Below are 23035 nucleotides of genomic sequence, written 5' to 3'. Positions count from 1 at the left end.
TTATCAACGAAAGGTTGATAACCTGCACCGTGAGAACCGGACTCCTAATGGTAGTCTGGGAGGTCTTTCTAAGAAAAGAATCGAAACGGAAGGAGGTTCACTCCTCCGGCTTCGGGAGGGTGACGTCGACGCCGAGAACCTTCCACATGGCCTTGATCTGCTCGCGCATAACATCGATGGCTTCCGGCTGCTTGAAGAGGTGCTTGAACCTGCCCTGCAGTTTAAGGTACTCCTCGATGGGCTTCTTGAACTCTATGGCGACTACGCGACCGCCCTCGCGCTTGACCTTCGCTCCTCCTCCTGGGCTCTGTATCTTGATGTTGTGGAAGTCGCCGTTCTCGATCTCGAAGAGCGGCCAGACACCGGTCTCTATAGCTAGGCGGGCGATCTCGACGCCCTTCTCGAGCGGGCTCTTCCAGCCGGTTGGGCAAGTACACTGAACCTGGACGAATGCCGGGCCATCGACCTTGGCGGCCTTCTTCATCTTCTTGACGAAGTCAAAGGGGTTGCCTATGCTAGCCGTTGCAACGTACGGGATCTGGTGGGCGGCAGCTATAAGCGCGACCCACTTCTTGGGCTTGTCCTCACCGATGGAGAGCTTGCCCGGCGGGCTGGTGGTGGTCCAGGCACCGTAGGGGGTTGAGCTAGAGCGCTGGATTCCAGTGTTCATGTAGGCCTCGTTGTCGTACATGAGGTAAACCACGTTGTGCCAGCGCTCAAGCATACCGCTGAGGGCCTGCATACCGATGTCGGCGGTACCACCGTCACCGCCTATAGCCAGTATCTTGCCCTTCCTTCCGAGCTTCTTCCACGCTGCTTCGACACCGCTCGCAACCGCTGCAGCGTTCTCAAAGGCCACGTGAACCCACGGGGCCTTCCAGGCGGTGTAGGGGAAGACTGCTGAAACGACCTCCATACAGCCCGTGGCCTGGGCTATGGCGAAGGCGTTCGGGTCACCATACTTCTCCTCCATGGCCTCGCTGAAGGCCTTGGTGGCGAGCCTCAGAGCGGTGGCACACCCACAGCCTGCACAGGCTGCATGCCCGGGTGCCCAGTACTCGCGAGTGGTAACGGGGGGCTTCCTAACGGCCATTTTCCTCACCTCACAGCAGTTCCTTTCTCAGGCCGATCCAATTGACCTCGTTAAACTCTTCTCCGTTGAGGGCCTTCTGGGCAATCGCGAGTGCCTCGTCGAGGTCCTTGAAGGTGACATCTCTGCCACCGAGTCCGAGGATGAAGTCAACGATCTTCGGCTTCTCGCTCTCGTTGATGAGCGCCCTGCTGAAGTCCTGGAAGAGGGCTCCGCCGACGCTGAAGGTGACGTTCTTCTCGAGGAGCGCGAGAACCTTCGCCTTCTTTGCGAGCTCCCTTACCTCCTCGATCGGGAACGGCCTGTAAACTGTGAGCTTGGCAGCACCGGCCTTGATGCCCTTCTCGCGGAGGTGGTCGATGTACTCCTTGAGGGTTCCAGCCAAGGATCCCATCGTGACGAAGATTATTTCCGCGTCGTCGGTGCGGTACTCCTCTATCTTCTGGTACTTTCTACCAAAGCGCTTCTCGAACTCCTCAAAGACCTCATCGATGACCTTCCTGGCGTTCTCGTTGGCCTGCCAGACTGTGTAGCGGGCCTCCATGTAGTGGGCCGGGAAGGCGAGGGTGCCCTGGGTTATAGGCCTGGTCGGGTCGAGGTAGGCGTGCTTGGGCTCGTACTCGCCGAGGAACTCGTCAACGAGCTCCTGGTCGGGAATCTCGACCGGCTCGACGGTGTGGGTGAGTATGAACGCGTCGAAGCCGACCATGGCAGGGAGGAGGACGCGCTCGTCCTCGGCAACCTTGAAGGCTATGAGGATCAGGTCAAGGGCCTCCTGGTTGTTCTCCGCGTAGAACTGGAGCCAGCCGGTGTCGCGCTCGCTGATGGTGTCCTGCCAGTCGTTCCAGATGTTGATCGGGGCGCTCAAGGCCCTGTTTCCAACGGCGATGACTATCGGAAGGCGCATTCCTGCGGCAATGAAGAGTATCTCGTGCATCAGAGCCAGACCCTGTGAAGCTGTGGCGGTGAAGGTTCTGACTCCAGCCGCCGAGGCACCGACACAGGCTGAAATCGCTGAGTGCTCGCTCTCGACCTTGATGAACTCGGCATCGAGCTCTCCATCTGCGACGAACTCGCTTATCTTCTCGGGGACGAGGGTCGATGGGGTAATCGGGAAGGCCGCTATGACCTTCGGCTTGGCGAGCTTGGCCGCCCAGGCGGCGGCTTCGTTGGCCTTCATAACCTTTCTCATCGGCATCTTTCACCACCTCACTTGGTCTCCCTAACCATTATTATGGCATCGGTCGGGCACTCGTTGGCACATATCCCACAGCCCTTGCAGTAGTCGAAGTCAAAGACCGGATAGTTCTCCTCGTCGAGGTAGATGGCCGGCTCCGGGCAGTAGATGTAGCAGAGGTAGCAGCGGACGCACTTGTCCCTGTTGAACTCGGGCATAAAAACTCTCCAGGAACCGGTCTTGTTTATCACGCTGCTCCCCGGAATGGTGGCTATCGCTCCCGGGGTCATCTTTTCGCTATACTCCTTCTGAACCCTCTCGATGTCGGCCTTAAACGGACTCTCGGCCATGCTTATCACCTCGGGTGAATTATCAGATGGAAACTTAAACCTTGGGGTAAAGATGGAAAGCTCAGCCGAAGACCTCGGCGAGCTTCTTGAGCTTCTCCCACTCGTGGAGGACCCACTGCTGGAGGATCTCAATGTCCTCCTTGGTCATGTACTTAAACCTGCCCTGGTACTTGAGGAACTCCTCTATCGGTTTCGGCTCCTTCTTGGTGCTCGGCATGTTGATCTTGTACTTTCCGTTCTCGTACTCGAAGAGCGGGAAGTAGGCCGTCTGAACCGCGAGCCTCGCGAGCTCGATGCTCTTGTCGGTCGGTGAGCGCCAGCCGGTCGGGCACGGCGCGAAGAGCTGGATGAAGCTCGGTCCAGGGATCTTCTGGGCCTTCTTGAGCTTCCTTATGAAGTCCTCCGGATAGGCGACGCTTGCGGTGGCGGCGTAGGGTATCTCGTGGGCTATGACTATGTCGATGACCTTCTTCTTGTGCCTCTTCTCGAGGAAGTGCTTCTTTCCGCCAGGGGTGTTGGTGGTCCAGGCACCGTATGGGGTCGAACCTGACCTCTGGATTCCGGTGTTCATGTAGGCCTCGTTGTCGTACATTATGTAAACCGCATCGTGACCCCTCTCGAGGAAGCCGCTCAGGGCTTGGAGTCCTATGTCGGCGGTTCCTCCGTCGCCGGCCCAGCCGACGACCATTATTCCGTCCTCGCCCTTGACCTTGTATCCCTTGGCCTTGAGGGCCGCCTCAATACCACCTATAACGGCACCGGTGGTTTCAAAGGCCGTGTGGAACAGATTGGCGTTGAGCGCGCTGTACGGCCAGGGGCCAGCGATGATGGTTGAACAGCACGCAGGAATGGCGAATATCGTCTTCTTCCCGTAAGCTTTGAGGACATAGCGGAGTCCGAGGGAAGCGCCACAGCCCTGGCAGGCCGTGTGGCCGGCGTAGAAGTGCTCTTCCGCCGGTATGCTCAACCTCTTCTTAACGTTCTCGGGAATCTCCATCGTTCTCACCTCTTAAGGTGGTACCAGTCCACCTCTACATCTAGCTCTCCCTTCTCGATGATGGCCTTCATGTTCTCGGCTATCTTCCTGACGTCGCTGACGGTGAAGTCCCTTCCTCCGAGGCCGACTATGTAGTTCTTCATGAGCGGCTTTGCATTGGTGTTGTAGAGCGCTCCCTTGGCCTCGTTGAAGAGTATGCCCTCCTGGCCGAAGGAGAAGTTCCTGTCGAGGACGGCTATGCCTTCAACATTCTTGGCGAGCTCGTAAAGCTCCTCCTTCGGGAAGGGCCTGAACCAGCGGACCTTCGCGGCGCCGACCTTGTAGCCCTCATCGCGGAGAACATCGACCGCCTGCTTGACGGTTCCCATGAGTGAACCCATACCCATGAAGACGAAGTCTGCGTCGTCAGTCCTGTATAGCTCTATCATCTGGCTGTAGTCCCTTCCAAAGCGCTCGCCGAACTCTTTTCCAACCTCGTGAATGACCTTCTTGGCATCTTCCATAGCCTTGGCTATCTTGTAGCGGAACTCGTAGTAGTCGTTGGGGCCACCAAGGGCACCTACAGCAACGGGGTTGTCGAAGTCGGTGAGCGTGTAGAGCGGCTTCCTTGGCGGAAGGAACTCATCGACCAGCTCCTGTGGGATCATCTCGACAACGTCGTAGGTGTGGCTCAGTATGAAGGCACTCTCGACAACCATCGCGGGGAGGTTCACGGTCTCGGCTATCTTGAATGCCATCAGCACACCGTCGTAGACCTCTTGGTTGTTCTCCGCGTAGAACTGCATCCAGCCGGTGTCCCTCTGCGCCAAACTGTCGGTCTGGTCGTCCCAGACGCTCCAGGGGGGAGCCATGGCACGGTTCACATCGACCATGACTATCGGCAGCCTCGCTCCAGCCGCCCAGTGTAGCATCTCGTGCATGAGAGCGAGACCCTGGGCGGAGGTGGCGGTGAAAGCCCTGGCGCCGGTCGCGCTCGCTCCTATACAGGCGGCCATGGCTGAGTGCTCGCTCTCGACCGGTACGTACTCAAGCCCCTCTATCTCTCCGTTGGCGAGGAACTCGGCTATCTTCTCGATGATGCTGGTCTGGGGGGTGATGGGGTAAGCCGCGACGACCTCAACGCGGGCGTGTTTAACGGCGTAAGCGGCCGCGTAGTTGCCGCTCACGACCTTTCTAATGGGCTTGTACTCCATAACCAACACCTCACTTCTCCTCTTTTTCCATCGTTATGGCCTTGGTCGGGCACTCGTTCGCACAGATACCGCAGCCCTTACAGTAGTCGTAGTCTATCCCGACGTAGCCGTCCTCGCGTATGTATATAGCCGGCTCGGGGCAGAATTTCCAGCAGATGTAGCACTTAACGCACTTGTCATCATCGACGACGGGTATGAACGTCCTCCAGTCGCCGGTGAAGTTGCTGAGCGTGGTGCCCAGGCTAATCGGGGCCTCCGGGTACTCGTCCACCCGGGTGAGGACGATTTTGGTGGCCCCTTCCTTCTTTTCACCAAACAGCGTGTTCAACCTTATCACCACCTTGTTCGGGGTTAAAGGATAGGAAAGAAGATTAGAGCTCGTAAACGGTAGTCTTGTTGAATGCTTCCTCTGCGGCCTTGGCGTTCTTCTCGCCGAGGGATCCGGAGAAGACGTCCTGAATGGCCTTCTGGACGTGCTCGAGGGTGACGACGCCGGTGGCCTTTGCGACCGCACCGAGGATTGCGGTGTTGGTAATTGGAAGGCCAAGGACGTCGAGGGCTATGGTGGTGGCATCGACGAGGGCCAGCTTGGCCGGCTTCTTCTTGAGCTTCTCGAGAACCTCTTCCTTGCTCTTCTCTGTGTTGACGATGACGATTCCGTCGTCCTTGAGACCTGCGGTGACGTCAACGGTGTCGAGAAGGCTCGGGTCGAGGACGACCACTATGTCGGGCTCGTATATCTGGGTCTTTATCCTTATCGGCCTCTCGTCGATCCTGGTGAACGCTGTAACCGGCGCTCCACGCCTCTCGACACCGAAGAACGGGAACGCCTGGACGTACTTGCCCTCAAGGAAAGCGGCTGAGGCTAGTATGTTGGCGGCGGTAACGGCACCCTGTCCACCCCTACCGTGAAAACGAATCTCGATCATCTTCTCTGCCTCCTTAAGTTTGTCAAACTTTATTCATTCAACGCATTTATTTAAGTTTCGGTATTGGCTTAATCTCCCTTCGGCAGGTGTCTTTGGGTAGGCGTGAACGTTGTCAGTCGCCAATGGTAAAAAGAGCGCATTGTTTCCCGAAAAAAGTTCGCCCGCTAAATTTTTAAATCCATAAACTACAGGCTGGTATATAGACTATATAGTGGTGGTTAAAATGGAGGGCCTGGCGGTAGCGGCGATAGCAGTGGCGTTTTACATTGCCTGGAACATAGGCTCAAACGACTCTGCCAACGCTATGGGGACTGCTGTCGGGGCTGGAATACTGAGCTTCCGCCAGGCCACGCTTACGATAGCGATATTTGTCCTGATGGGGGCATACCTCCGGGGTTACAAGGTCATGAAGACCGTTGGGAAAGGCATAGTCCCGGAGGGGTACCTAACAATGGAGATGGCGGTCATAGCGCTCCTCGCCGCGGGCGTTTGGGTGACGATAGCCACCGTGAAGGGCCTTCCTGTCTCCACAACCCAGGCGATAGTTGGAGGGGTTATAGGAGTGGGCCTCGCCACCCACGCCCCAGTGAACTGGTACACTCTCGGTAAAATAGCCGCCGCCTGGGTCGTCTCACCGGTGCTGTCGGGGATTCTTGCCATATTCCTCTTCAGATTCTACGGCTGGGTGGTTTCCAAGATAAAAAGCGTCTCGACGATTGAGGCCCTCTACAAGGCCCTGGCCATACTCGGCGGCTCCTACATGGCCTTCAACTTCGGGACGAACGAAGTTGCCAACGCCTCCGGCCCTCTGGTCGGTGCCGGCTTCATGGAGCCGAAGGTTGCTGGAATCTTCGGGGCGATAGCGCTTTCCATCGGCGCTCTCACGTTCAGCTATGCGGTGATGCACACCGTCGGGAAGAAGATAACTTCCCTCGGACCCGTTTCGGCATTCGCCGCCCAGTTCGGTTCGGCAATAGCTGTCAGCCTGGCGAACTTCTTCGGCCTTCCCGTCAGCTCGAGCCAGTCAATAGTTGGGGGCGTCATCGGCGTGGGCCTGCTCGCAGGAGAGGGCGTCGAGAGGGGCGTCATAAGGGACATAGTCTTTGGCTGGGTCGCGACGCCGCTCACGGCCATAGTGATATCACTCGCTATCTTCAAGGCCTTCTCCCTCGTGGGGCTGGTTTAGCCTCTCTATCCTAACCCCGAGCCGTGTGAGCTCCTTTATCATTCCCGTCTGCACGTAGGCCCTTATCCTAGTTTTCTCGCCGTACTCGACCGACAGAATCTCGCCGATGGAGTTTATGAGCGCCATCACCCTGGGAACCTTATCCGGCTCGTCCACGGTTATCTCGAAGGCCTTGTACTTCGGCAGGGTGAGGATAACCTCCTCGAGGGTGCCGTAAAGCTCTTCAAGCTGGCCCAGCTTTGCCGAGATTGAGACGACATTCGAACCTATCCCCCTCTCCTCGGCAAGGGCCTTCATAATCTCCGCTTTGTCCCTTATGTCCTCCTCGCTCGTTAAATCCCTCTTGTTGAGGACCACTATTATCGGCTTGTCAAGGGCCTTCAGCTCCCTGAGAACGCCGAGCGATGCCAGGAACTTCCTCCTCATCTCGGTCCAGGGCTCGCTGGCATCGAGGACGAGCAGAATTATGTCCGCCTTAACTATCTCCTCCAGCGTCGAGTGAAATGCCTCGACTATAAACGGTGGAAGGCCATCTATGAAGCCGACCGTGTCAGTGACGAGAACCCTCTTGCCCCCCAGCTTGAAGCGCCTCGTTGTCGTGTCAAGCGTCGTGAACATCTGGTTTCTGGCCTCTATCTCCTCCCCGGCGAGGGCGTTGAGAAGGGTCGATTTCCCCGCGTTGGTGTAGCCGGCCAGGGCTATGAGAATGAACCCCACCTCTTCCCTGCGCTTCCGCTTAACTTCCCTGTCGGCCTTGACCCTCTCAAGCTCCTTCCGTATCTTCCCCATACGATAGCGAATGTGCTTGAGGTACTGCTGCGTCTGATACTCACCCATTCCCTTAAAACCTGCCCTGTCGCCGAGCTTGATTCGCCTTATCGCTTCCTTCACGAGGGGGACCTCGTACTGGAGCGAGGCTAACTCAACTTGAAGCTTTGCCTCCTTTGAGTGGGCCCGCTTTTCGAAAATCTCGAGGACGAGCTGCCACCGGTCAATTACCTCGACGCGGAGCTCCTTCCAGAGGTTGTAGGCCTGGCTCGGCGTCAGCCTGTTGGCAAAGATAACCTTATCTGGCTTGAGCTCCTTTACGAGCTCCTTCAGCTCCTCGAGCTTTCCTTTTCCTATGTTGTAGCGCGGGTGCTCCTCCCTGTTCTGCTCGAGGATCGCGAGGACTTCATAGCCCGCGCTCCTCAAAAGCTCCTCGAACTCCTCCCTGCTCACCCCGTCGCGCCTGGATCTTCTTATTACTCCTATTGCTTTCATCGGCCATATTTTCTTCCTGGGGTGGTTTATAGTCTTTTGGAACGGCCGGTTTTCAACCTGAAGTTTGGGATACGCCTTTAAACTCCAAAAGCGAGCTATATGCGGTGGTCCCTATGGATTACGACGACGTTGATGTCAAGCTTAAGGAGATTGAGGAACTCCTTGACAGGCTGGGCAAGCAGCACCCCAAGGAGATTTCCGCCTTCTCAAGGTTCCTGCGCGAGACCCTAGATAACAAGGCCCTGACGACGCGTGAGAAGGAGCTTATCGCACTCGCCCTCGGCATAGCCCAGGGCTGTGAGTGGTGCATCTACCTCCACACCCAGAAAGCTCTGGAAGCGGGCGCCAAGCCGGAGGAACTCTTCGAGGCGGGCCTCGTTGCGGTTCTGATGGCCGGTGGTCCGGCCCTGATGCACCTGATTCCACTCATGAAGGCCATCGAAACCTTCCAGAAGGAGCACGGGGAGGGCTGAGGCTCAGCCCCCCGTTAGCTTTATTATTGCCTCCGCCAGGTCCCCTTCGGCCTCTTCGAGGGCCTTCTTTGCGGTATCGTAGTCGACGCCAGCCTGCTCCATGACGAGCTTGATGTCCTCTTCCGAGACCCTGACCACCGCCCTTACTTCTTCCTTTCCTGGCACTATCTGGTAGCTCTTCTCTCCCTGGGCGGTTATTATCGTTATCACCGGGTCCTTGAGGATTATCTCCTTGTTCTCGAGCCTTATTATGACCTCCTCAACGCCCTCGAGCTCCTCCATTTTTATGCCCATCTGGCGCATGAGCTTCTTCATCTGCCGGGGGTTCATTCCCATCATCGCTATCACCTGTTGGAAGGTAGCCCGGGGGTCTTAAAAAGGTTGGCAAGGTTTTTAGGCTCCTTGACGTACCCGGTGAGGGGGTGGGAGAGTGCAATTTCCCCGCGCCGTTCCCACGGACTTTCAAATTATGGTGGGGTTTCTGAGTGTAGCCCTGCTCCTGCTCGCCGGAAAGTTCTTCTTTGAGTGGCTGGAGAGGTACGCGGAGAGAAAGGAGAGAGAAATAGCGAAAGAGCTGGAGGAACTGGAGAAAGCGGGCGAGATGTATTAGGGAATTGCGTTTGCCAAAAAGTATTTATTTTCCAAAAACCCAATCTTTACCATGACAGTGGAAGTTGTGAGACTCGATGACAACGGGAGGGTTTACCTCCCTGCCAGCATCAGGAAAAACCTCCGCTCCAGGGAGTTCTACGTCGAGGAGAAGGACGGCAGGATAATCCTGATCCCCGTCAGGGAGAAGCTGATGAAATACCGGGGAATTTTCCGGGGAGAAAACCTCACCGGTGAGGAAATTGACGAAATCGTGAAGGAAGAAACTGAAAAGCTCCTGAGGGGAGAGCTGTGAGGGTTTACGTTGACGTCAACGTGATTTACTATCACCTCACTGACAACCCTGAGTTCTCTGATAGGGCCACCGATTTGCTGGAAGAACATTATGGCTCAATGATAACCTCATCACTAACCGTCTGGCAGCTTTACATACTTCTCAGAAGGCTGAACAGGAAGGGGACATTTAACCTCATGGAAATACTTCCGGAACTGGGGATTCGAGTCGTCCCACTGACACCTGAAGTTCTCATGGAAGCGGAAAGGATTGAGAAGCTTGACTTCGACGATGCGATTCACTACGCAACGATGAGGAAGCACGGGGTGAAGAAGATACTCTCAAACGACGGGGACTTTGACAAAATTGATGACATAGAGAGAGTATTTTAGCTTCAGGTCTCTCTCTTCTCCTCCGGGAACTTTGAGGTCTCCTCGTTGGTCTTCATTATCTTTGCCCTGTACTCCTCGTACTTCTTTCTGGCTTCCTCCGCCTTCTCCCTCTCGCCGAGGTACTCGTAGGCCTCCGCCACGTGCTTCCACCACATCGGGTCTTTTTCGGCCTCCTTCAGGCAGTATTCAAGGAACTTCTGGTACGCTTCCCTCGCCAGCTCCTCCTTGCCGAGCTTCCTTGCTATGTTGCCAACGTCCTCGTAAAAGACGCCCTCTTCCTGAGCTTCCTTCTGGTAGTACTCCAAGGCCCTCTCCCAGGCCTCCCTGGCCTTCTCCTCGTTGCCCAGCTCCTCGTAGAGCTTTGCCACGTCCTCCCAGAACCAGGGCTCCTCCTCGGCGTAGCGCTCGAGGGCCTTAGCTGCCCTCTCCATGTTTCCAGCCTTCTTCCAGTACTCGTGGGCCTCCTTGAGGTAGTATGTGTCCCTCTCCTTCTCGTACAGCTCCTCGTATATCTCCGCGGCCCTCTCGTACTTCCCGGCCTTCTCGTAGGCCCAGGCGGCGCTCTCCATCCAGCCAAGCTTCTCGTACATCTCCGCCGCCTTCAGGTAGTTTCCGGCCTTCTCGTACTTTCTGGCCGCGGCTTTGTACTTACCCATCTTTTCAAGCTTTTCAGCCGAGCGGAAGCGGTCCGTCAGGCTCAGATCGGGCTCGCTTATGTACCAGATGCCGAAGGCGAGTATGGCGATGAAGAAGACTATTATCCCACCAACCACCTGGAGGTTCTGCCAGGTGGCGCTGAGGTATAAGCCGTAGCCGCTTATCGCCGTGAAGACTGCCAGTATTGTCCCATACTTCCAGCTCTCGGCGTAGAAGGTAAGTCCCGTGAAGAAGAGCAGCATCAGCGTAACTCCCAGGAAACCCAGGGTGAGTATCACCTGGAGCAGCAGCTTGAAGCCGCCGTACCAGACTATGCCGGCCGCTATGGCTATAACAGCGATGAGGAATCCAATCAGGTACGCCTTGAGCTTGTCCATTCTTTCACCCCCTCGATTTCCAGCAGGAAAACCTTCTCCTCCAGCCTCGGAGTGTAGTGACCGATGCCGTCGCTGGCAACGACCCTGTGGCAGGGAACGACTATCGGGTAGGGGTTCCGCCTCATCGCCCCGCCGATGGCCCGCGGTGATGTGTTTAATGCCCCTGCAAGGCCACCGTAGGTTATAACGCTACCTCTTTTAACGTTTTTCGTGAGCCATTCGTAAACCCGCCTCTCAAAGGGTGTAACGCCCTCGAACGAAAGCTCCAGAAGAAGATCCTCGTTTTCCAGCCTCCCGACGATGACGTCCCGGACGAGGGAGGGGTAATCGCTCTCCCCATCACTGGCATCGACATCGACGCCCCTTCTCTCCAGGAAGTCCGAGAGGCGCTCGATGTTCGCCCGGAACTGCGCCCCGTCGAGGGCGAAGGTTATCCCCTGGATTTTTTTCTCGTGGATCACGCCTATCCACACTTTTCTGCCTGCCATCTCAAAGACATCAACGCTCAGCATCTCCGCACTCCTCCAGCTTTATAGCGGCCTTTCTCAGCGGCCCTATAAGCGTGTGAACCTCCCTCCCGTACAGAACGGCCCTCCCCACGAAGCGCTGAAACACCTTTGCGAAGACCTCCCGTCTCTCCGGATCCTTGGGGTAGTTGAGAGCTTCCAAGAGTCTCTCCCACGACCTTGCTAACTCCTCCTTCTCCCTCCTCGTTGCAGGTTCAAGGGAGCGAACTTTCGCCTCCGGCCTTTCCTTTGAGAGCTCGTAGAGGATAACCGCGACGGCCTGTGCGAGGTTCATCACGGGGTAGGCCTCGCTGGTCGGAACCGTCACGGTGAAGTCGAGCCTTTCCAGCTCATCGTTTCTCAGCCCGATGCTCTCCCTGCCGAAGAAAAGGCCGACCCTCCCGGGATAACCTTCGAGCGTCTCCCTCAGCTCCCAGGGATAGAGGGGAACACGGTGTGGTATGAACCTCCCTCCGGGCTTCCCCGTTGTTCCAACGGCCAAATCGAAGAGCTCAAGCGCCTCCTCAAAGTTCTCAACCAGGAGTGCCCTGTCTAATACGTCCCTTGCGTGGACTGCATAGCTGTAGCTTTCCTCCGTTAGGTTAGGGTTCACGAGCACTAGGCTGGAAAATCCAAAGTTCTTCATGGTCCTCGCTATCATTCCTATGTTCGCCGGCCCCTCCGGCTCCACCAGAACCACGCTTATCATCGGTAGGCATTTAAGGTGTTGTCTTTAAACGGTTGCGGTGGTGAGATGAAGATTTACGTCCTCGGAGCCGGGAGCATAGGTTCCCTCTTCGGAGCTCTCTTAACGAGGGCGGGCAACGACGTGACGCTCATCGGAAGGGAGGAGCAGGTGAGGGCGATACTGGAGAGGGGGCTCAGGATAACCGGGGTGGAGGAGTTCGTGGTCAGGCCAAGGGCGACCGTTCACGCCCCCGAAGAACCACCAGAGCTTCTCCTCCTGGCGACCAAGTCCTACTCCACCAAAGCCGCCTTGGAGTGCGCCAGAAAATGCATCGGTCCGGAAACGTGGATTCTGAGCGTCCAGAACGGCCTTGGAAACGAGGAACTGGCTATGCGGGTGACGCCTAATGTGATGGGAGGCATAACTACCAACGGCGCAATGCTAATGGAGTGGGGCGTCGTAAAGTGGACAGGCAAGGGTATAACGGTCATCGGGAAGTACCCCACGGGTGGAGACCCCTTTGTTGGGGAGGTCGCCGGAGTTCTCAGGGAGGCCGGACTCGAGGTTTCCACCACTGAGAACGTCCTGGGCTGGAAATGGGCCAAGGCGATAGTCAATTCCGTGATAAACGGCCTTGGAACAGTTCTTGAAGTCAAGAACGGGGCTTTGAAGGACGACCCGTACCTCGAGGCGGTCTCGGTGGACGTGGCAAGGGAGGGCTGCATGGTGGCCCAGCAGCTCGGCGTGGAGTTCGAGATGCACCCCCTGGAGCTCCTCTGGGACACGATTGAACGCACGAGGGAGAACTACAACTCCACCCTTCAGGACATAAGGAGGGGCAAGAGGACGGAGATAGACTACATCAACGGCAAGATAGTTGAGTACGCGGGCTCCGTCGGTCTGGAAGCGCCGAGGAACGAACTCATCTGGGCCCTGGTCAAGGCGAAGGAAAATCTAAATAAACCGGGCGGTTGAACTTAACTTGGGGGATTGAAGATGCCCATATTTGGGGGTAAGGAGAGCAGCGTTTTTGAGGCCATAGAGAATCATCTCAAGGTCGTGGACGAAGCACTGGTTGCGTTCAGGGCTCTGGTCGAGGCTTACCTCGAGGGCGACTTCGAGAGGGCAAAGGCCTTCGAGAGGGAAGTGGACCAGCTCGAGAGTAAGGCGGACTCCCTTAGGAGGGGCATAGAGACCATGCTCTACGAGGGGGCCTTCCTACCTGCCAACAGGGGCGACTACGTCCGCTTGAGCGAGCTCATAGACCAGGTGGCCGATGCCGCCGAGAGCGCGGCCCACACTCTTATTCTGGCAAAACCAAAGGTGCCGGCCGAGCTGAAAGATGAGATCCTTCGCCTCGTGGATTCGGCTAGAGACACCTATTCAGTCCTCGTTCAGGCGGTCAATGCTCTCAATACTGATGTTGATAAGGCTATAGAGCTTGCTAAGGCCGTCGAGGACGCCGAAGAAAAGGCCGATGAAGTGGAGTACGATGTCAAGGGTAAGGTTTTTGAGAGCGAGACCATCACCACCTACGCCAAGCTCATCTGGAACCAGATACTCACCAAGATGGGCGACATAGCTGACAGGGCGGAAGATACTTCCGACCAGGTCATGCTGATGGCCATAAAGAGAAGGGGTTGAGGTGATGGAAATGGCGAAGGTACTCGTTGCAGCTCCGCTCCACGAGAAGGCTATGGAGGTTCTAAGGAAAGCGGGTTTTGATGTCATCTATGAGGAGTACCCCGACGAGGAGAGGCTCGTTGAGCTCGTGAAAGACGTTGATGCTATTATCGTAAGGAGCAAGCCGAAGGTGACGAGAAAGGTCATCGAGAGTGCACCCAAGCTCAAGGTCATCGGGAGGGCCGGCGTTGGACTGGACAACATAGACCTCGAAGCCGCTAAGGAGAGGGGCATTAAGGTTGTGAACAGCCCCGGGGCGAGCTCAAGGAGCGTCGCCGAGCTGGCGATAGCTTTGATGTTCAGCGTGGCCAGGAAGGTAGCCTTCGCCGACAGGAAGATGCGCGAGGGCGTCTGGGCCAAGAAGCAGTGCATGGGAATCGAACTTGAGGGCAAGACCATAGGGGTAATCGGCTTCGGAAGGATAGGCTACGAGGTGGCCAAGATTGCCCATGCCCTTGGTATGAAGGTTCTCCTCTACGACCCCTACCCGAACGAGGAGAGGGCCAAAGAGGTCGGCGGGAAGTTCGCCCAGCTTGAGGAGCTTCTGAGGGAGAGCGACGTAGTTACCCTTCACGTTCCGCTGGTGGAGCAGACCTATCACCTCATCAACGAGGAGCGGCTCAAGCTGATGAAGCCAACGGCAATACTCATCAACGCCGCCCGCGGTGCAGTTGTCGATACCAGTGCGCTCGTCAAGGCCCTTCAGGAGGGCTGGATTGCCGGAGCGGGCTTAGATGTTTTCGAGGAGGAGCCCCTGCCGAAGGACCACCCGCTCACAAAGCTCGACAACGTCGTCCTCACACCCCACATCGGTGCCTCAACGGAAGAGGCCCAGATGCGCGCCGGGGTTCAGGTTGCCGAGCAGATAGTCGAGATTCTGAGGGGCTGAGTTCCTTTCCATTCCTTCTTGCGAACCTTTCTTCAACTCGCATCAGCGCGAAAAGTGGGACGCCAGTAACGGGGAACTGCTCTGGAAAGGCCGAGAGGAAGGGGCTTACGGTCAGGGCTGTGCCCCTGTGGAGGTGGCTTTTAAAGGAAAGCGTCAAACTTTTTAACTCCATCTCCAACTTTTAACAGGTGAATGCCTATTGCTCGCCGATGCCATCGTTGAGGCGATAAGGTTGGCCGTCACGAGGATTCCCGATGATGTCGTTTTGACCCTCAGAGAGGCTTACGAGCGAGAGGAGAGCGAAATAGCGCGCTTCAACCTTGAGAACATTCTCAAGGCCATAGAGATCGGAAAAACCGAGTCCATTCCCGTCTGCCAGGACACCGGAACGCTAATCTTCTTCGTTAAAGCCGGGGTTAACAGTCCCTTCCTCGGGGAGCTCAAGGGAGCGATAATCGAGGCAACGCGGAGGGCGACGGAAGAGGTGCCCCTCAGGCCAAACGCCGTCGATGTCTTAACCGGGAGGAACTCGGGCGACAACACTGGGAGGGGCGTTCCGGTGATCCACTGGGAGATAACTGAGGGCGACGAAATCGAGGTGGCGGTCCTTCCAAAGGGTGGTGGGAGCGAGAACTGCTCTGCCCTGGCTATGCTTACCCCCTCCGAGGGCTGGGAAGGGGTCAAGCGCTTCGTCGTCGGGCACGTTAAGGCCTGCGGCGGAAAGCCCTGCCCACCGGTTATTCTGGGTATAGGCGCTGGTGGAAGCGCTGACCTCTCACTGAAGCTCGCCAAAAAGGCCCTTCTCAGGAGGGTCGGGGAGAGGAACCCGGACGGGAGGATAGCGGAGCTAGAGGAAGAGCTTTTGAAAGAAATAAACGCCCTCGGGATTGGCCCGATGGGAATGGGTGGCAGAACGACCGCCCTCGACGTCAAAATTGAGGTGGCCCACAGGCACCCGGCAAGCTTTCCGGTCGGTCTCGTTGTCCAGTGCTGGGCCAACAGGAGGGCCTTCCTGAGAATAAAGCCTGAGGGGAGGGTTGAGGTTTGGCAGTGAAGCTAGAAACGCCCCTGGGCGAGGAAGACGTCCTGAAACTGAGAGCCGGTGATATAGTCCTCCTCTCCGGAACGATCTACACCGCCCGCGACTCGGCCCACAGGAGGATTCTGAGTTTACCGAGGGAGGAACTGCCCTTCGAGCCGGAGGGGGCGGTGATATACCACTGCGGCCCCGTGGTCAGGAAAAGGGGAGAAAGCTACAAGGTCGTTTCGGCGGGGCCGACGACGAGTGCCAGAATGAACCTCTACCTAGAGGGTATTTTGGGCCTTGGGGTTCGGGGGATAATAGGGAAGGGCGGAATGGAGGTCGGGCCTTTCAAAGGCCGCGCAGTTTACTTCGCCTTCACTGGCGGTGCGGGTTCGCTCGCGGCAAGGAGCATAAAGAGGGTTAAAGCCGTCCACTGGCTCGACCTCGGAATTCCAGAGGCCCTGTGGGTTCTTGAGGTTGAGGACTTCCCGCTGATTGTGGCCATAGACGCGCACGGTGGAAGCCTCTACCGGTAGTTCCTCCTCTTCTCGTTCAGCGGGACTATGTTCCCCTCGTAGAACCGCCTCCAAGTTCTAAGCCTCTCCTCAACCTCCTCCTCAGGATTGACGCGGACCCCCGCGATTCCCTCCCTCATCGCTTCCTCGGCGACGGCCCTTGCCACCCTGGGGTGGACGTCAGGGTGGAAGGGCGACGGGATTATCTCCCCCTCGCTCGGCTCTATTACGGAAGCGATTGCCTTTGAAGCCTCTATTATCATGCCGTCTGTTATGGTCCTGGCCCTCACGTCAAGTGCTCCCCTGAATATCGCGGGGAAGCCGAGGAGGTTGTTGATCTGGTTGGGGTAGTCGCTCCTTCCAGTGGCAACTATCCGAGCACCGGCCTTTTTAGCCTCCTCAGGGAGTATCTCGGGGGTGGGATTGGCCAGCGGGAACACTATCGCGTCGTCGGCCATCTTCCCTATCCACTCGGGCTTTATCACGCCCGGTCCGGGCTTCGTGAAGGATATTAGAACGTCCGCACCCTCTACTGCCTCCTCAGGACCACCTTCGACTCCCTCGCCGTTCGTTTTCCCCAGCAGTTCCCCGCGGTACGGGAAGAGGTTCTCAAGGGGTAAATCGGGCGTTAGAACCCTCGGCCTCCCCTCCACGAGCTCGACGACGCGAACCTTTTCCGGCTTAGCCCCCGCCTTCACCAGAAGCCTGAGAGTCGCGAAGCCCGCCGCGCCCGCTCCAAAAAGGGCCACGCTTACCTCGCTGAGCTTTTTTCCCACAACTTTAAGCGCGTTGAGCAATCCGGCCAAGACAACGCTCGCAGTCCCCTGCTGGTCGTCGTGGAAGACTGGGATTTCCAGCTCATTCCTCAGCCTGTCCAGTATGTAGAAGCACTTGGGCGAGGCTATGTCCTCGAGGTTTACCCCGCCGAAGGAGGGAGAAACTGCCTTAACAACTTCAATGAACTTTTCGGGGTCTTTCTCAGCTAGAACAAGAGGGGACGCATCGACACCGCCGAAGACCTTGAAGAGGAGTGCCTTACCCTCCATGACGGGGAGAGCTCCGAGGGGGCCAATATCTCCGAGTCCAAGTACCCTCGTGCCGTCACTTATCACGGCCACGGTGTTGCCCCTGTTGGTGTATTCGAAGGCTTTGTCCGGCTCTCTGGCTATCTCGCGCGATACCTCGGCGACTCCAGGCGTGTACGCTAAAGGAAGGGTTTCCCTCGTGAGGGGAACCTTCGGAATGACCTCGATTTTCCCGTTACCAATGAAGTTGCTCCTGTGAAAGCCCCTCGCGTCCATCGAACCACCGAAGTTGGTTAGCATCTTGAAGTTAAAAGTCCTTCTTTTCCAGTGGAAATTAAACTCAAAAATGTCCACTGGATTCCGCGGTTGGACGGAAACTTTTTAAAGCCAAGTTGTGCCCAATATAACCGGGAGTGGGCCGGTAGCTCAGCCTGGTACGAGCGCCGCCCTCGCAAGGCGGAGGCCGCGGGTTCAAATCCCGCCCGGTCCACCACACGACTCTCTTCTGGGGTTTTTCGCGGATCTTAGTTCTCGGTTCCGCTGTTTTAGTACTCCACTTGATAGATGTATAGTACCCTCTTTTGGAATTCACGCATTCGGTTGTTATTTATCCTGGAAAACTTGGATTTAATCAAGTTTTGTTCCGTGTCATTAGGGAAAATTACTTAAGCAGTTTGTCGTTTTTGTTACCTGGTGGTGATTATATGGAATTCGACCTCCTTAAGGGGCTGGTTTCCATCAGTTCCCCTTTCGGAAGTGAGGAGGAAATCTCCCGCTTCATAGCATCGTTTCTGGAGGAGCACGGCTTTGAGGTCGAGCTCCTTCCAGTTGATGGCCTCGGGGACAACGTCATCGCCCGGCTTCCGGGCAGGGGACACACCGTCGTTCTCAACGGTCACATGGACACGGTGAATCTCTCCTCCGGCTGGACTCGGGATCCTCACGGCGAGCTGGACGGCGACCGCTTCTACGGCCTTGGCAGCGCCGACATGAAGGCCGGTCTCGCGGCACTTATGGCGGCTTTCGTGGAAGTCGCTGAACTCCCAAAGAAGGAGAGGCCCAACGTCATCTTCACCGCGGTGGTCGATGAAGAGGGCTACTCCCGCGGGGCCTGGGAGCTCATAAGGAGCGGCAAGTTGGACAAGGCTGACGTGGTCCTCGTGGGCGAACCCACCAACGAGCGGCTGATGCTCGGTGCCAGGGGAAGGTTCGTTGTTCAGGTCGAGGTCTTCGGCAGGAAGGCTCACGCCGCCAGGCCCCACGAGGGGCTGAACGCCATAGAGGAGCTGGGCCGCTTCGTGGGAAGCCTTTGGAAGATACGCTTCAGGAACCACCGGAAGCTCGGTGCCGGCTCATACTGCACCCTCCACATAGAGGGCTCGGCCGACGGTTTGAGCGTCCCGGACTACGCCAGGGCGATAATCGACAGGCACATAGTCATCGGCGAGGACTGGGAAAGGGTTGAGAGGGAGCTGATGAAGCTGGCGGAGAGGATAAAGCTCAACGGAAAGCTCAGGGTCTCGAAGTTCGAGAGGCCAACGCCGGACATGCTCCCCTACGTCGTCAGGGAGAACGACCGCTTCGTGAACGTCTTCAAGTCCGCCCACAGGGCCGTTCTCGGAGGAGAACCGGAGATTATCTACGGGAGGAGCGTGGGGGACTTCAACTACTTCGGCACATACCTTGGGAAGCCTACCCTCGTCTACGGGCCGGTAGGTGGCAACTGGCACGGTAGCGACGAGTGGGTGAGCGTCGAGTCCATGAAGCGGGTGAAGAGAGTCTACGTGGAGTTCCTGAAGTCGCTGGTGTAGCTGAGAAAAAAGGAAAGGTGATCACAGCTTTCTGCCCACGAGGGCACCGACGAGGAACGCCCCAATCGCCGCCAGGGCAAGCGCTGTCTCCGGAACGCCGCCTTGGCTCTCAGTCTGTTCATCAGGCCCTCCAGCGTCTGGAGTGCCCGTGGGTATGACGATCTGTGGCACGCCGGTCGTGTTGTCCTGTGGTACCTGAACGCTTCCGCCCGGACTGCTGAGGAACAGGCCGGCGGTTTCTCTGGCGTACTGGTAGAATATCATGGCTGTCTGGAGGTCCTCGAGGCTGTTGTTCTCCTCCGCGCTCTTCTCGTAGCTCTCGGCGAACTCGTAGTAGGCCATGGCCAGAACGGGGGTTATGCCCTGGCTCTGCGCTATGCCTATGGCCACCTTGGCCTCCTCCTTCATCGCCCTCGCCTTGTCCATCAGCACGCTCTGGTTGTCTATGCCGAGGGTGTCGAGGAAGACCTGCGCCCTCACGCGCGCCTCCATCGCCGTGAAGAGCGCCGCCGAGTACTTGCCGTCCTCGTAGTACTGCTCCGCCTGGACTATGCTCTGGCTGAGGTCGCCCCCCACGTCCCCGTACATGGACTCTATGTAGGTCACTATGAGGCTGGACTCGTCTATGTAGTCCCTGGCCGTTGCCTTCACAACGTCCCTGCTTATGACCTCGTCGCCCGCGAACCTCTCTCCCAGTTTGGCCCAGAACTCGGCAGTTTTGGCCCTCTCGTAGGCATAGGCTGCATCACCAACGGCGTCCCAGTAGTCCCCGTTGTAGTAGTACTTCCAGGCCTCGTCAAGGAGGCTCTTCGCCTGCTCCACCCTCTCTTCGGCCGCCGCGACCGCCTGGAGCATCGTTATTCCTTTTATCGTCACGTTGGAAACCGAGACCTCAGAGGCGTTTATCTGACTCTCCACGGTCTTTAGGAGCCTCTGCACGTCGTCGGGGCCGTTGGAGTCCAGGTACCAGTCCACGTGCCTTATGATGATCCTAGCCTGGAAGTCCTTGCTGAGGGCGGTGTAGTACATTCCGTCGTCTATTGCTTCCCTTGACTGATTGAGGATAACGTTCGCCTGGTTCAGGGCCTCCATCAGGGTGGTGTAGGTGGCGTAGCTCACGTCGCTGTCCTTGAGCTTGTCCAGCGTTGCCTGGTAATATGAGGTGGTGTTTTCGTAGTCTTTGAGCGCATCGTCCTTGAGGAAGGAGGTGTCGATGGTGACGTAGGAGGGCGCCTTCGGCCTGGGTATCCTGTGGCCGGTGAAGTAGTAGACGGCGTCGTAGATGTCCTTTATCTCTATGACCGTCAGTCCCCAGCGCTCCTTGGCGTACTCGACCACGTCCACCTTCTTGGTTTGGGTGTTTATCTCCACTATGCCGCCTATCTCCTTCTTCTGGGTCTCCTGGACGTACTGTATCCTCTGGCCCTCCGGAATCAGGAACACCTCGGCCCCGACGTCGTGGGCGGCGGAGGCCTTCTCGAGGATTCCGCCGACGGGCCCTATCGTTCCGTCCGGGTTTATCATGCCCGTCATCATCACCTTTGGATTGACCTGCCAGCCCTCGAGGGCCGCTATTATCCCAACCGTCATGGTTCCTCCCGCGGAGGGCCCGCCGATTATCGGAGAATCGGCCTTTATCTGAATGAAGACGTCGTACTTGCTCATATCGACCCCGAGAACCTTGCCCGCTATTTGCGAGGCCAACCTCGCGCTGGCCTGCATGTCTACCTCAGCCAGCGGCCAGGTCTCCACGTAAACGTGGCCAGTTCCTGGGGCGACGGTTATGACGAAGTCAGTGGCCACTCCAACGAGCTGGCCGTCCGAGGTCTTCGATACTGCGGGGGCCTTCAGGACGACGGTGTGCCCCTCGCTCGGGCACTGGGCTGCTGTGAAGCCCACGAAAGGCAGAATCAGCAGAGCCGTGATAAGCATTGCTATGATTTTTTTCATCTTTTTCACCCTTTCTTTAGGTCGTTTTGACTTAATAAAGCTCTTTTGGTTCAATTCTCTTATAGAGTGGTGCCGTGGTTCGAGGACAAATTTTTAAACCGTATTTCTTACTGGGTGAGTGGTGGGTCTAATGGGCCTGTTCAGCTCGCTGATAAACCGCAAGTTCAAGAACATCGCGGGAGACAGGTACGAGGAGATTTCAAGGCGCTACCGCGAGTTTCTCCTCCTGCCTGAGGAGTTCGTTCTCCCGGAGGTGCACTCCATACTGATGCCCATCGACAGGTTCTCCGGCGAGATTCCGGAGGAGCTCTACGAGACGCTGAGCGCGTACCTCGGGGCCTCGGTGACTCTGGTTTACATCTCCGAGAAGCGGACTCTCTCCCTCATCGAGCAGACCCTGGGTAAAGAGGAGGCGGAGAAGCTCAAGAGGGCAAAGATAGAGTTCGCCGAGGGAATGCTGGCCAAGATAGCCCCGAGGCTCGAGGAGCTGGGCCTCCGTGTTGAGAGGAGGTACTTCATAGGGAGCAAGGGGGACGACGTGATAAGGCTTATGGGGGAGGGCTTCGATCTCCTTGTGGTTTCAAGGAGCTACGGCTCCGAGGTCACGAGAACGTCTCCCGTAAGTCCCATAGTCCTTAAGATCGTTCAGCACCTTGACAAACCCGTCCTGGTTTACTGAGGGTGATGGCAATGGAGCAGGCAGTGATGACCGGAATCGCAGTGGTCGTGTTCCTTGTAACTTACGCCATGATAATCAGTGAGAGGGTTCACAGAACGGTGGCGGCCCTGTTCGGTGCGGCGCTGGTTCTTTTGCTCGGAATAGTTCCCTGGGAGGCTGTCCCAGAGCACCTGGACCTTGGAACGCTCCTGCTTCTTATCGGAATGATGATAATCGTGAACACCGCCAAGGAGAGCGGGCTGTTCGAGTTCATAGCGATAAAAACCGCCAAGTTCGCCCGTGGAAGTCCAATGAACGTTCTCCTGTTGTTCTCGATCGTTACCGCCCTCGTGAGTTCTGTTCTCGACAACGTCACGACGGTTCTGCTCCTCACGCCTATGCTGCTCTACATAACCCGCCTCATGGACGTCAATCCCGTCCCGTTCCTCCTGGCCGAGGTCTTTTCCTCCAACATCGGCGGAATGGCAACGCTGATAGGTGATCCCCCCAACATAATGATAGGCTCGGCCGCTGGGTTAAGCTTCAACGAGTTTCTCCTCAACATGGGACCGATAGCGCTGGTGGACCTCTTCGTATCCCTGGGGCTGATATACCTGTTCTACCGGGGGGCAATGAGGATAAGCGATTCCAAGAGGAAAAGAATCCTCTCTACCCTCGAGGGGCTGAGCGAGGAAGATGCGATAAGGGACTACTCCCTGTTCCGGAAGTCGGTCATCGTCATAGTCGGGGTTATTCTGCTCTTCTTTGTCCACGACAGGCTTGATATTCCTCCGGCAGTGGTGGCCCTGGTGGGGGCATCGGTGCTCCTCCTCTGGAGCGGAATGGACCCGGAGTCGATACTGGAAAAGATAGAGTGGACGGCGATATTCTTCTTCATGGGGCTCTTCATACTGGTAGGAGCGCTCGTCGAGACCGGCGTCATCGAGGACATTGCCCTCTGGATAACCAGCTACGTAAACAATACCGGGGAAGCGCTCGTCATAATAACCTGGTTCTCTGCAATAGCGTCCGCCGTAGTGGACAACATTCCCCTGACTGCGGCGATGATTCCCCTCATAAAGGCGATGGGGAGCACGATGGACATTTATCCCCTCTGGTGGGCGCTCTCGCTCGGTGCCTGTCTTGGAGGGAACGGAACGGCCATAGGTGCGAGCGCCAACGTCGTCGTGCTTGGTATAGCCGCCAAGGAGGGCGTCAGAATAACCTTCATGGACTTCCTCAAGGTTGGACTGGTCATAATGCTCGTCACCGTCACCGTCGGCCTGGGATTGCTCTGGATAAGGTACATAGGGGTGTGA

Annotated in this window: 27 protein-coding genes and 1 tRNA gene; 14 read left to right on the top strand and 14 right to left on the bottom strand. The window is 57.0% G+C overall.

The features are described 5' to 3' along the window. Nucleotides 1-97: 97 nt before the first annotated feature. The 7 genes from porB to E3E27_RS07850 all read right to left on the bottom strand — a co-directional run bounded on the left by porB (nucleotide 98) and on the right by E3E27_RS07850 (nucleotide 5736). Nucleotides 98-1093 carry a pyruvate synthase subunit PorB gene (gene porB, locus E3E27_RS07880; protein WP_014789075.1) on the bottom strand — a complete coding sequence of 332 codons (996 nt, stop codon included), beginning with the start codon at nucleotides 1091-1093 and terminating at the stop codon, nucleotides 98-100. Nucleotides 1094-1103: 10 nt separating this feature from the next. Further along, on the bottom strand, nucleotides 1104-2288 hold the full coding sequence (gene porA, locus E3E27_RS07875; RefSeq protein WP_014789076.1) for a pyruvate synthase subunit PorA: 1185 nt from the start codon (nucleotides 2286-2288) through the stop codon (nucleotides 1104-1106). 11 nt (nucleotides 2289-2299) lie between these two features. Beyond that, nucleotides 2300-2617 (bottom strand): pyruvate synthase subunit PorD, encoded by a 318-nt coding sequence (porD, locus tag E3E27_RS07870; protein ID WP_014789077.1) that lies wholly within the window; start codon nucleotides 2615-2617, stop codon nucleotides 2300-2302. Between the two features lie 61 nt (nucleotides 2618-2678). Next, nucleotides 2679-3614: a 3-methyl-2-oxobutanoate dehydrogenase subunit beta gene (locus E3E27_RS07865; RefSeq protein ID WP_014789078.1), complete on the bottom strand. Its 936-nt coding sequence runs from the start codon at nucleotides 3612-3614 to the stop codon at nucleotides 2679-2681. Nucleotides 3615-3619: 5 nt separating this feature from the next. Then, on the bottom strand, nucleotides 3620-4807 hold the full coding sequence (gene porA, locus E3E27_RS07860) for a pyruvate ferredoxin oxidoreductase (RefSeq protein ID WP_167774150.1): 1188 nt from the start codon (nucleotides 4805-4807) through the stop codon (nucleotides 3620-3622). Nucleotides 4808-4817: 10 nt separating this feature from the next. Then, nucleotides 4818-5135 carry a 3-methyl-2-oxobutanoate dehydrogenase subunit delta gene (locus E3E27_RS07855; protein ID WP_048152047.1) on the bottom strand — a complete coding sequence of 106 codons (318 nt, stop codon included), beginning with the start codon at nucleotides 5133-5135 and terminating at the stop codon, nucleotides 4818-4820. A 43-nt stretch (nucleotides 5136-5178) separates the two neighbouring features. Beyond that, nucleotides 5179-5736, bottom strand: a complete 558-nt coding sequence (locus E3E27_RS07850; RefSeq protein WP_014789081.1) for a pyruvate/ketoisovalerate ferredoxin oxidoreductase subunit gamma — start codon at nucleotides 5734-5736, stop codon at nucleotides 5179-5181. A gap of 223 nt (nucleotides 5737-5959) precedes the next feature. Here E3E27_RS07850 and E3E27_RS07845 point away from each other — a divergent pair, with 223 nt between their 5' ends. Continuing rightward, the gene (locus tag E3E27_RS07845; protein ID WP_014789082.1) at nucleotides 5960-6922 is read left to right on the top strand and encodes an inorganic phosphate transporter; all 963 of its coding nucleotides are present in this window, start codon (nucleotides 5960-5962) and stop codon (nucleotides 6920-6922) included. Here E3E27_RS07845 and hflX read toward each other — a convergent pair. Then, nucleotides 6878-8185: a GTPase HflX gene (gene hflX / locus E3E27_RS07840; RefSeq protein WP_014789083.1), complete on the bottom strand. Its 1308-nt coding sequence runs from the start codon at nucleotides 8183-8185 to the stop codon at nucleotides 6878-6880. The two genes, E3E27_RS07845 and hflX, sit on opposite strands and share 45 nt — an antisense overlap. 113 nt (nucleotides 8186-8298) lie before the next feature. Here hflX and E3E27_RS07835 point away from each other — a divergent pair, with 113 nt between their 5' ends. Beyond that, the gene (locus E3E27_RS07835) at nucleotides 8299-8658 is read left to right on the top strand and encodes a carboxymuconolactone decarboxylase family protein (RefSeq protein WP_014789084.1); all 360 of its coding nucleotides are present in this window, start codon (nucleotides 8299-8301) and stop codon (nucleotides 8656-8658) included. Nucleotides 8659-8661: 3 nt separating this feature from the next. On the opposite strand, the gene E3E27_RS07830 is transcribed toward E3E27_RS07835, so the two are convergent. Next, entirely contained in the window at nucleotides 8662-8997 is a 336-nt protein-coding gene (locus E3E27_RS07830) for a nascent polypeptide-associated complex protein (protein ID WP_167774371.1), read from the bottom strand. 91 nt (nucleotides 8998-9088) lie between these two features. On the opposite strand from E3E27_RS07830, the gene E3E27_RS07825 reads away from it, so the two are divergent. From E3E27_RS07825 to E3E27_RS07815, 3 genes are read left to right on the top strand one after another with little or no spacing between them, the layout of a single operon-like run. After that, on the top strand, nucleotides 9089-9268 hold the full coding sequence (locus E3E27_RS07825) for a 3-dehydroquinate synthase (protein WP_167774107.1): 180 nt from the start codon (nucleotides 9089-9091) through the stop codon (nucleotides 9266-9268). Between the two features lie 51 nt (nucleotides 9269-9319). Beyond that, nucleotides 9320-9562 carry an AbrB/MazE/SpoVT family DNA-binding domain-containing protein gene (locus E3E27_RS07820; protein WP_083830195.1) on the top strand — a complete coding sequence of 81 codons (243 nt, stop codon included), beginning with the start codon at nucleotides 9320-9322 and terminating at the stop codon, nucleotides 9560-9562. Then, nucleotides 9559-9933, top strand: coding sequence for a type II toxin-antitoxin system VapC family toxin (locus E3E27_RS07815; protein WP_167774149.1), 375 nt, complete (start codon nucleotides 9559-9561; stop codon nucleotides 9931-9933). Before E3E27_RS07820 ends, E3E27_RS07815 begins: the two co-directional genes overlap by 4 nt. Before the next feature lie 2 nt (nucleotides 9934-9935). On the opposite strand, the gene E3E27_RS07810 is transcribed toward E3E27_RS07815, so the two are convergent. Genes E3E27_RS07810 through E3E27_RS07800 form a run of 3 tightly spaced genes read right to left on the bottom strand, consistent with a single transcriptional unit; the run spans nucleotide 9936 to nucleotide 12182 of the window. Then, nucleotides 9936-10967 carry a lipopolysaccharide assembly protein LapB gene (locus E3E27_RS07810; RefSeq protein WP_167774148.1) on the bottom strand — a complete coding sequence of 344 codons (1032 nt, stop codon included), beginning with the start codon at nucleotides 10965-10967 and terminating at the stop codon, nucleotides 9936-9938. Further along, complete coding sequence (gene otg, locus E3E27_RS07805; protein WP_167774147.1) at nucleotides 10943-11479, bottom strand: methylated-DNA--protein-cysteine methyltransferase; 537 nt, start codon at nucleotides 11477-11479, stop codon at nucleotides 10943-10945. The genes E3E27_RS07810 and otg overlap by 25 nt, the downstream gene beginning before the upstream one ends. Continuing rightward, entirely contained in the window at nucleotides 11466-12182 is a 717-nt protein-coding gene (locus E3E27_RS07800) for an RNA methyltransferase (RefSeq protein ID WP_167774146.1), read from the bottom strand. Before E3E27_RS07800 ends, otg begins: the two co-directional genes overlap by 14 nt. Nucleotides 12183-12227: 45 nt before the next feature. On the opposite strand from E3E27_RS07800, the gene E3E27_RS07795 reads away from it, so the two are divergent. The 5 genes from E3E27_RS07795 to E3E27_RS07775 all read left to right on the top strand — a co-directional run bounded on the left by E3E27_RS07795 (nucleotide 12228) and on the right by E3E27_RS07775 (nucleotide 16293). Beyond that, nucleotides 12228-13136: a 2-dehydropantoate 2-reductase gene (locus E3E27_RS07795; protein ID WP_014789091.1), complete on the top strand. Its 909-nt coding sequence runs from the start codon at nucleotides 12228-12230 to the stop codon at nucleotides 13134-13136. A gap of 21 nt (nucleotides 13137-13157) precedes the next feature. Next, nucleotides 13158-13805, top strand: coding sequence for a TIGR00153 family protein (locus E3E27_RS07790; protein WP_014789092.1), 648 nt, complete (start codon nucleotides 13158-13160; stop codon nucleotides 13803-13805). Nucleotides 13806-13809: 4 nt separating this feature from the next. Continuing rightward, nucleotides 13810-14733 carry a hydroxyacid dehydrogenase gene (locus E3E27_RS07785; RefSeq protein ID WP_206204846.1) on the top strand — a complete coding sequence of 308 codons (924 nt, stop codon included), beginning with the start codon at nucleotides 13810-13812 and terminating at the stop codon, nucleotides 14731-14733. 199 nt (nucleotides 14734-14932) lie between these two features. Beyond that, on the top strand, nucleotides 14933-15787 hold the full coding sequence (locus E3E27_RS07780) for a fumarate hydratase (RefSeq protein ID WP_167774145.1): 855 nt from the start codon (nucleotides 14933-14935) through the stop codon (nucleotides 15785-15787). Next, nucleotides 15778-16293, top strand: coding sequence for a FumA C-terminus/TtdB family hydratase beta subunit (locus E3E27_RS07775; protein WP_167774144.1), 516 nt, complete (start codon nucleotides 15778-15780; stop codon nucleotides 16291-16293). Before E3E27_RS07780 ends, E3E27_RS07775 begins: the two co-directional genes overlap by 10 nt. On the opposite strand, the gene E3E27_RS07770 is transcribed toward E3E27_RS07775, so the two are convergent. Beyond that, a complete protein-coding gene (locus tag E3E27_RS07770) occupies nucleotides 16284-17573 on the bottom strand; it encodes an NADP-dependent malic enzyme (RefSeq protein ID WP_167774143.1) in 1290 nt (429 codons plus the stop codon). The two genes, E3E27_RS07775 and E3E27_RS07770, sit on opposite strands and share 10 nt — an antisense overlap. Nucleotides 17574-17712: 139 nt before the next feature. Here E3E27_RS07770 and E3E27_RS07765 point away from each other — a divergent pair. Together E3E27_RS07765 and E3E27_RS07760 are read left to right on the top strand one after the other, a co-directional pair. Then, a tRNA-Ala gene (locus E3E27_RS07765) sits at nucleotides 17713-17790 on the top strand. Nucleotides 17791-18001: 211 nt separating this feature from the next. After that, the gene (locus E3E27_RS07760; protein ID WP_167774142.1) at nucleotides 18002-19108 is read left to right on the top strand and encodes a M20 family metallopeptidase; all 1107 of its coding nucleotides are present in this window, start codon (nucleotides 18002-18004) and stop codon (nucleotides 19106-19108) included. A 21-nt stretch (nucleotides 19109-19129) separates the two neighbouring features. Here E3E27_RS07760 and E3E27_RS07755 read toward each other — a convergent pair whose 3' ends face one another. Beyond that, the gene (locus E3E27_RS07755; RefSeq protein ID WP_167774141.1) at nucleotides 19130-21058 is read right to left on the bottom strand and encodes a S16 family serine protease; all 1929 of its coding nucleotides are present in this window, start codon (nucleotides 21056-21058) and stop codon (nucleotides 19130-19132) included. A gap of 130 nt (nucleotides 21059-21188) precedes the next feature. Between E3E27_RS07755 and E3E27_RS07750 the strand changes: the two genes are divergently transcribed. Both E3E27_RS07750 and E3E27_RS07745 read left to right on the top strand, forming a co-directional pair. Continuing rightward, nucleotides 21189-21737, top strand: coding sequence for a universal stress protein (locus E3E27_RS07750; protein ID WP_014789099.1), 549 nt, complete (start codon nucleotides 21189-21191; stop codon nucleotides 21735-21737). A gap of 11 nt (nucleotides 21738-21748) precedes the next feature. Further along, on the top strand, nucleotides 21749-23035 hold the full coding sequence (locus E3E27_RS07745) for an SLC13 family permease (RefSeq protein ID WP_014789100.1): 1287 nt from the start codon (nucleotides 21749-21751) through the stop codon (nucleotides 23033-23035).

Origin of the sequence: Thermococcus sp. MV11, from assembly GCF_012027285.1 — an archaeon.
GTDB lineage: Archaea > Methanobacteriota_B > Thermococci > Thermococcales > Thermococcaceae > Thermococcus > Thermococcus cleftensis.
This window is presented reverse-complemented; position numbering and strand designations above follow the sequence as displayed.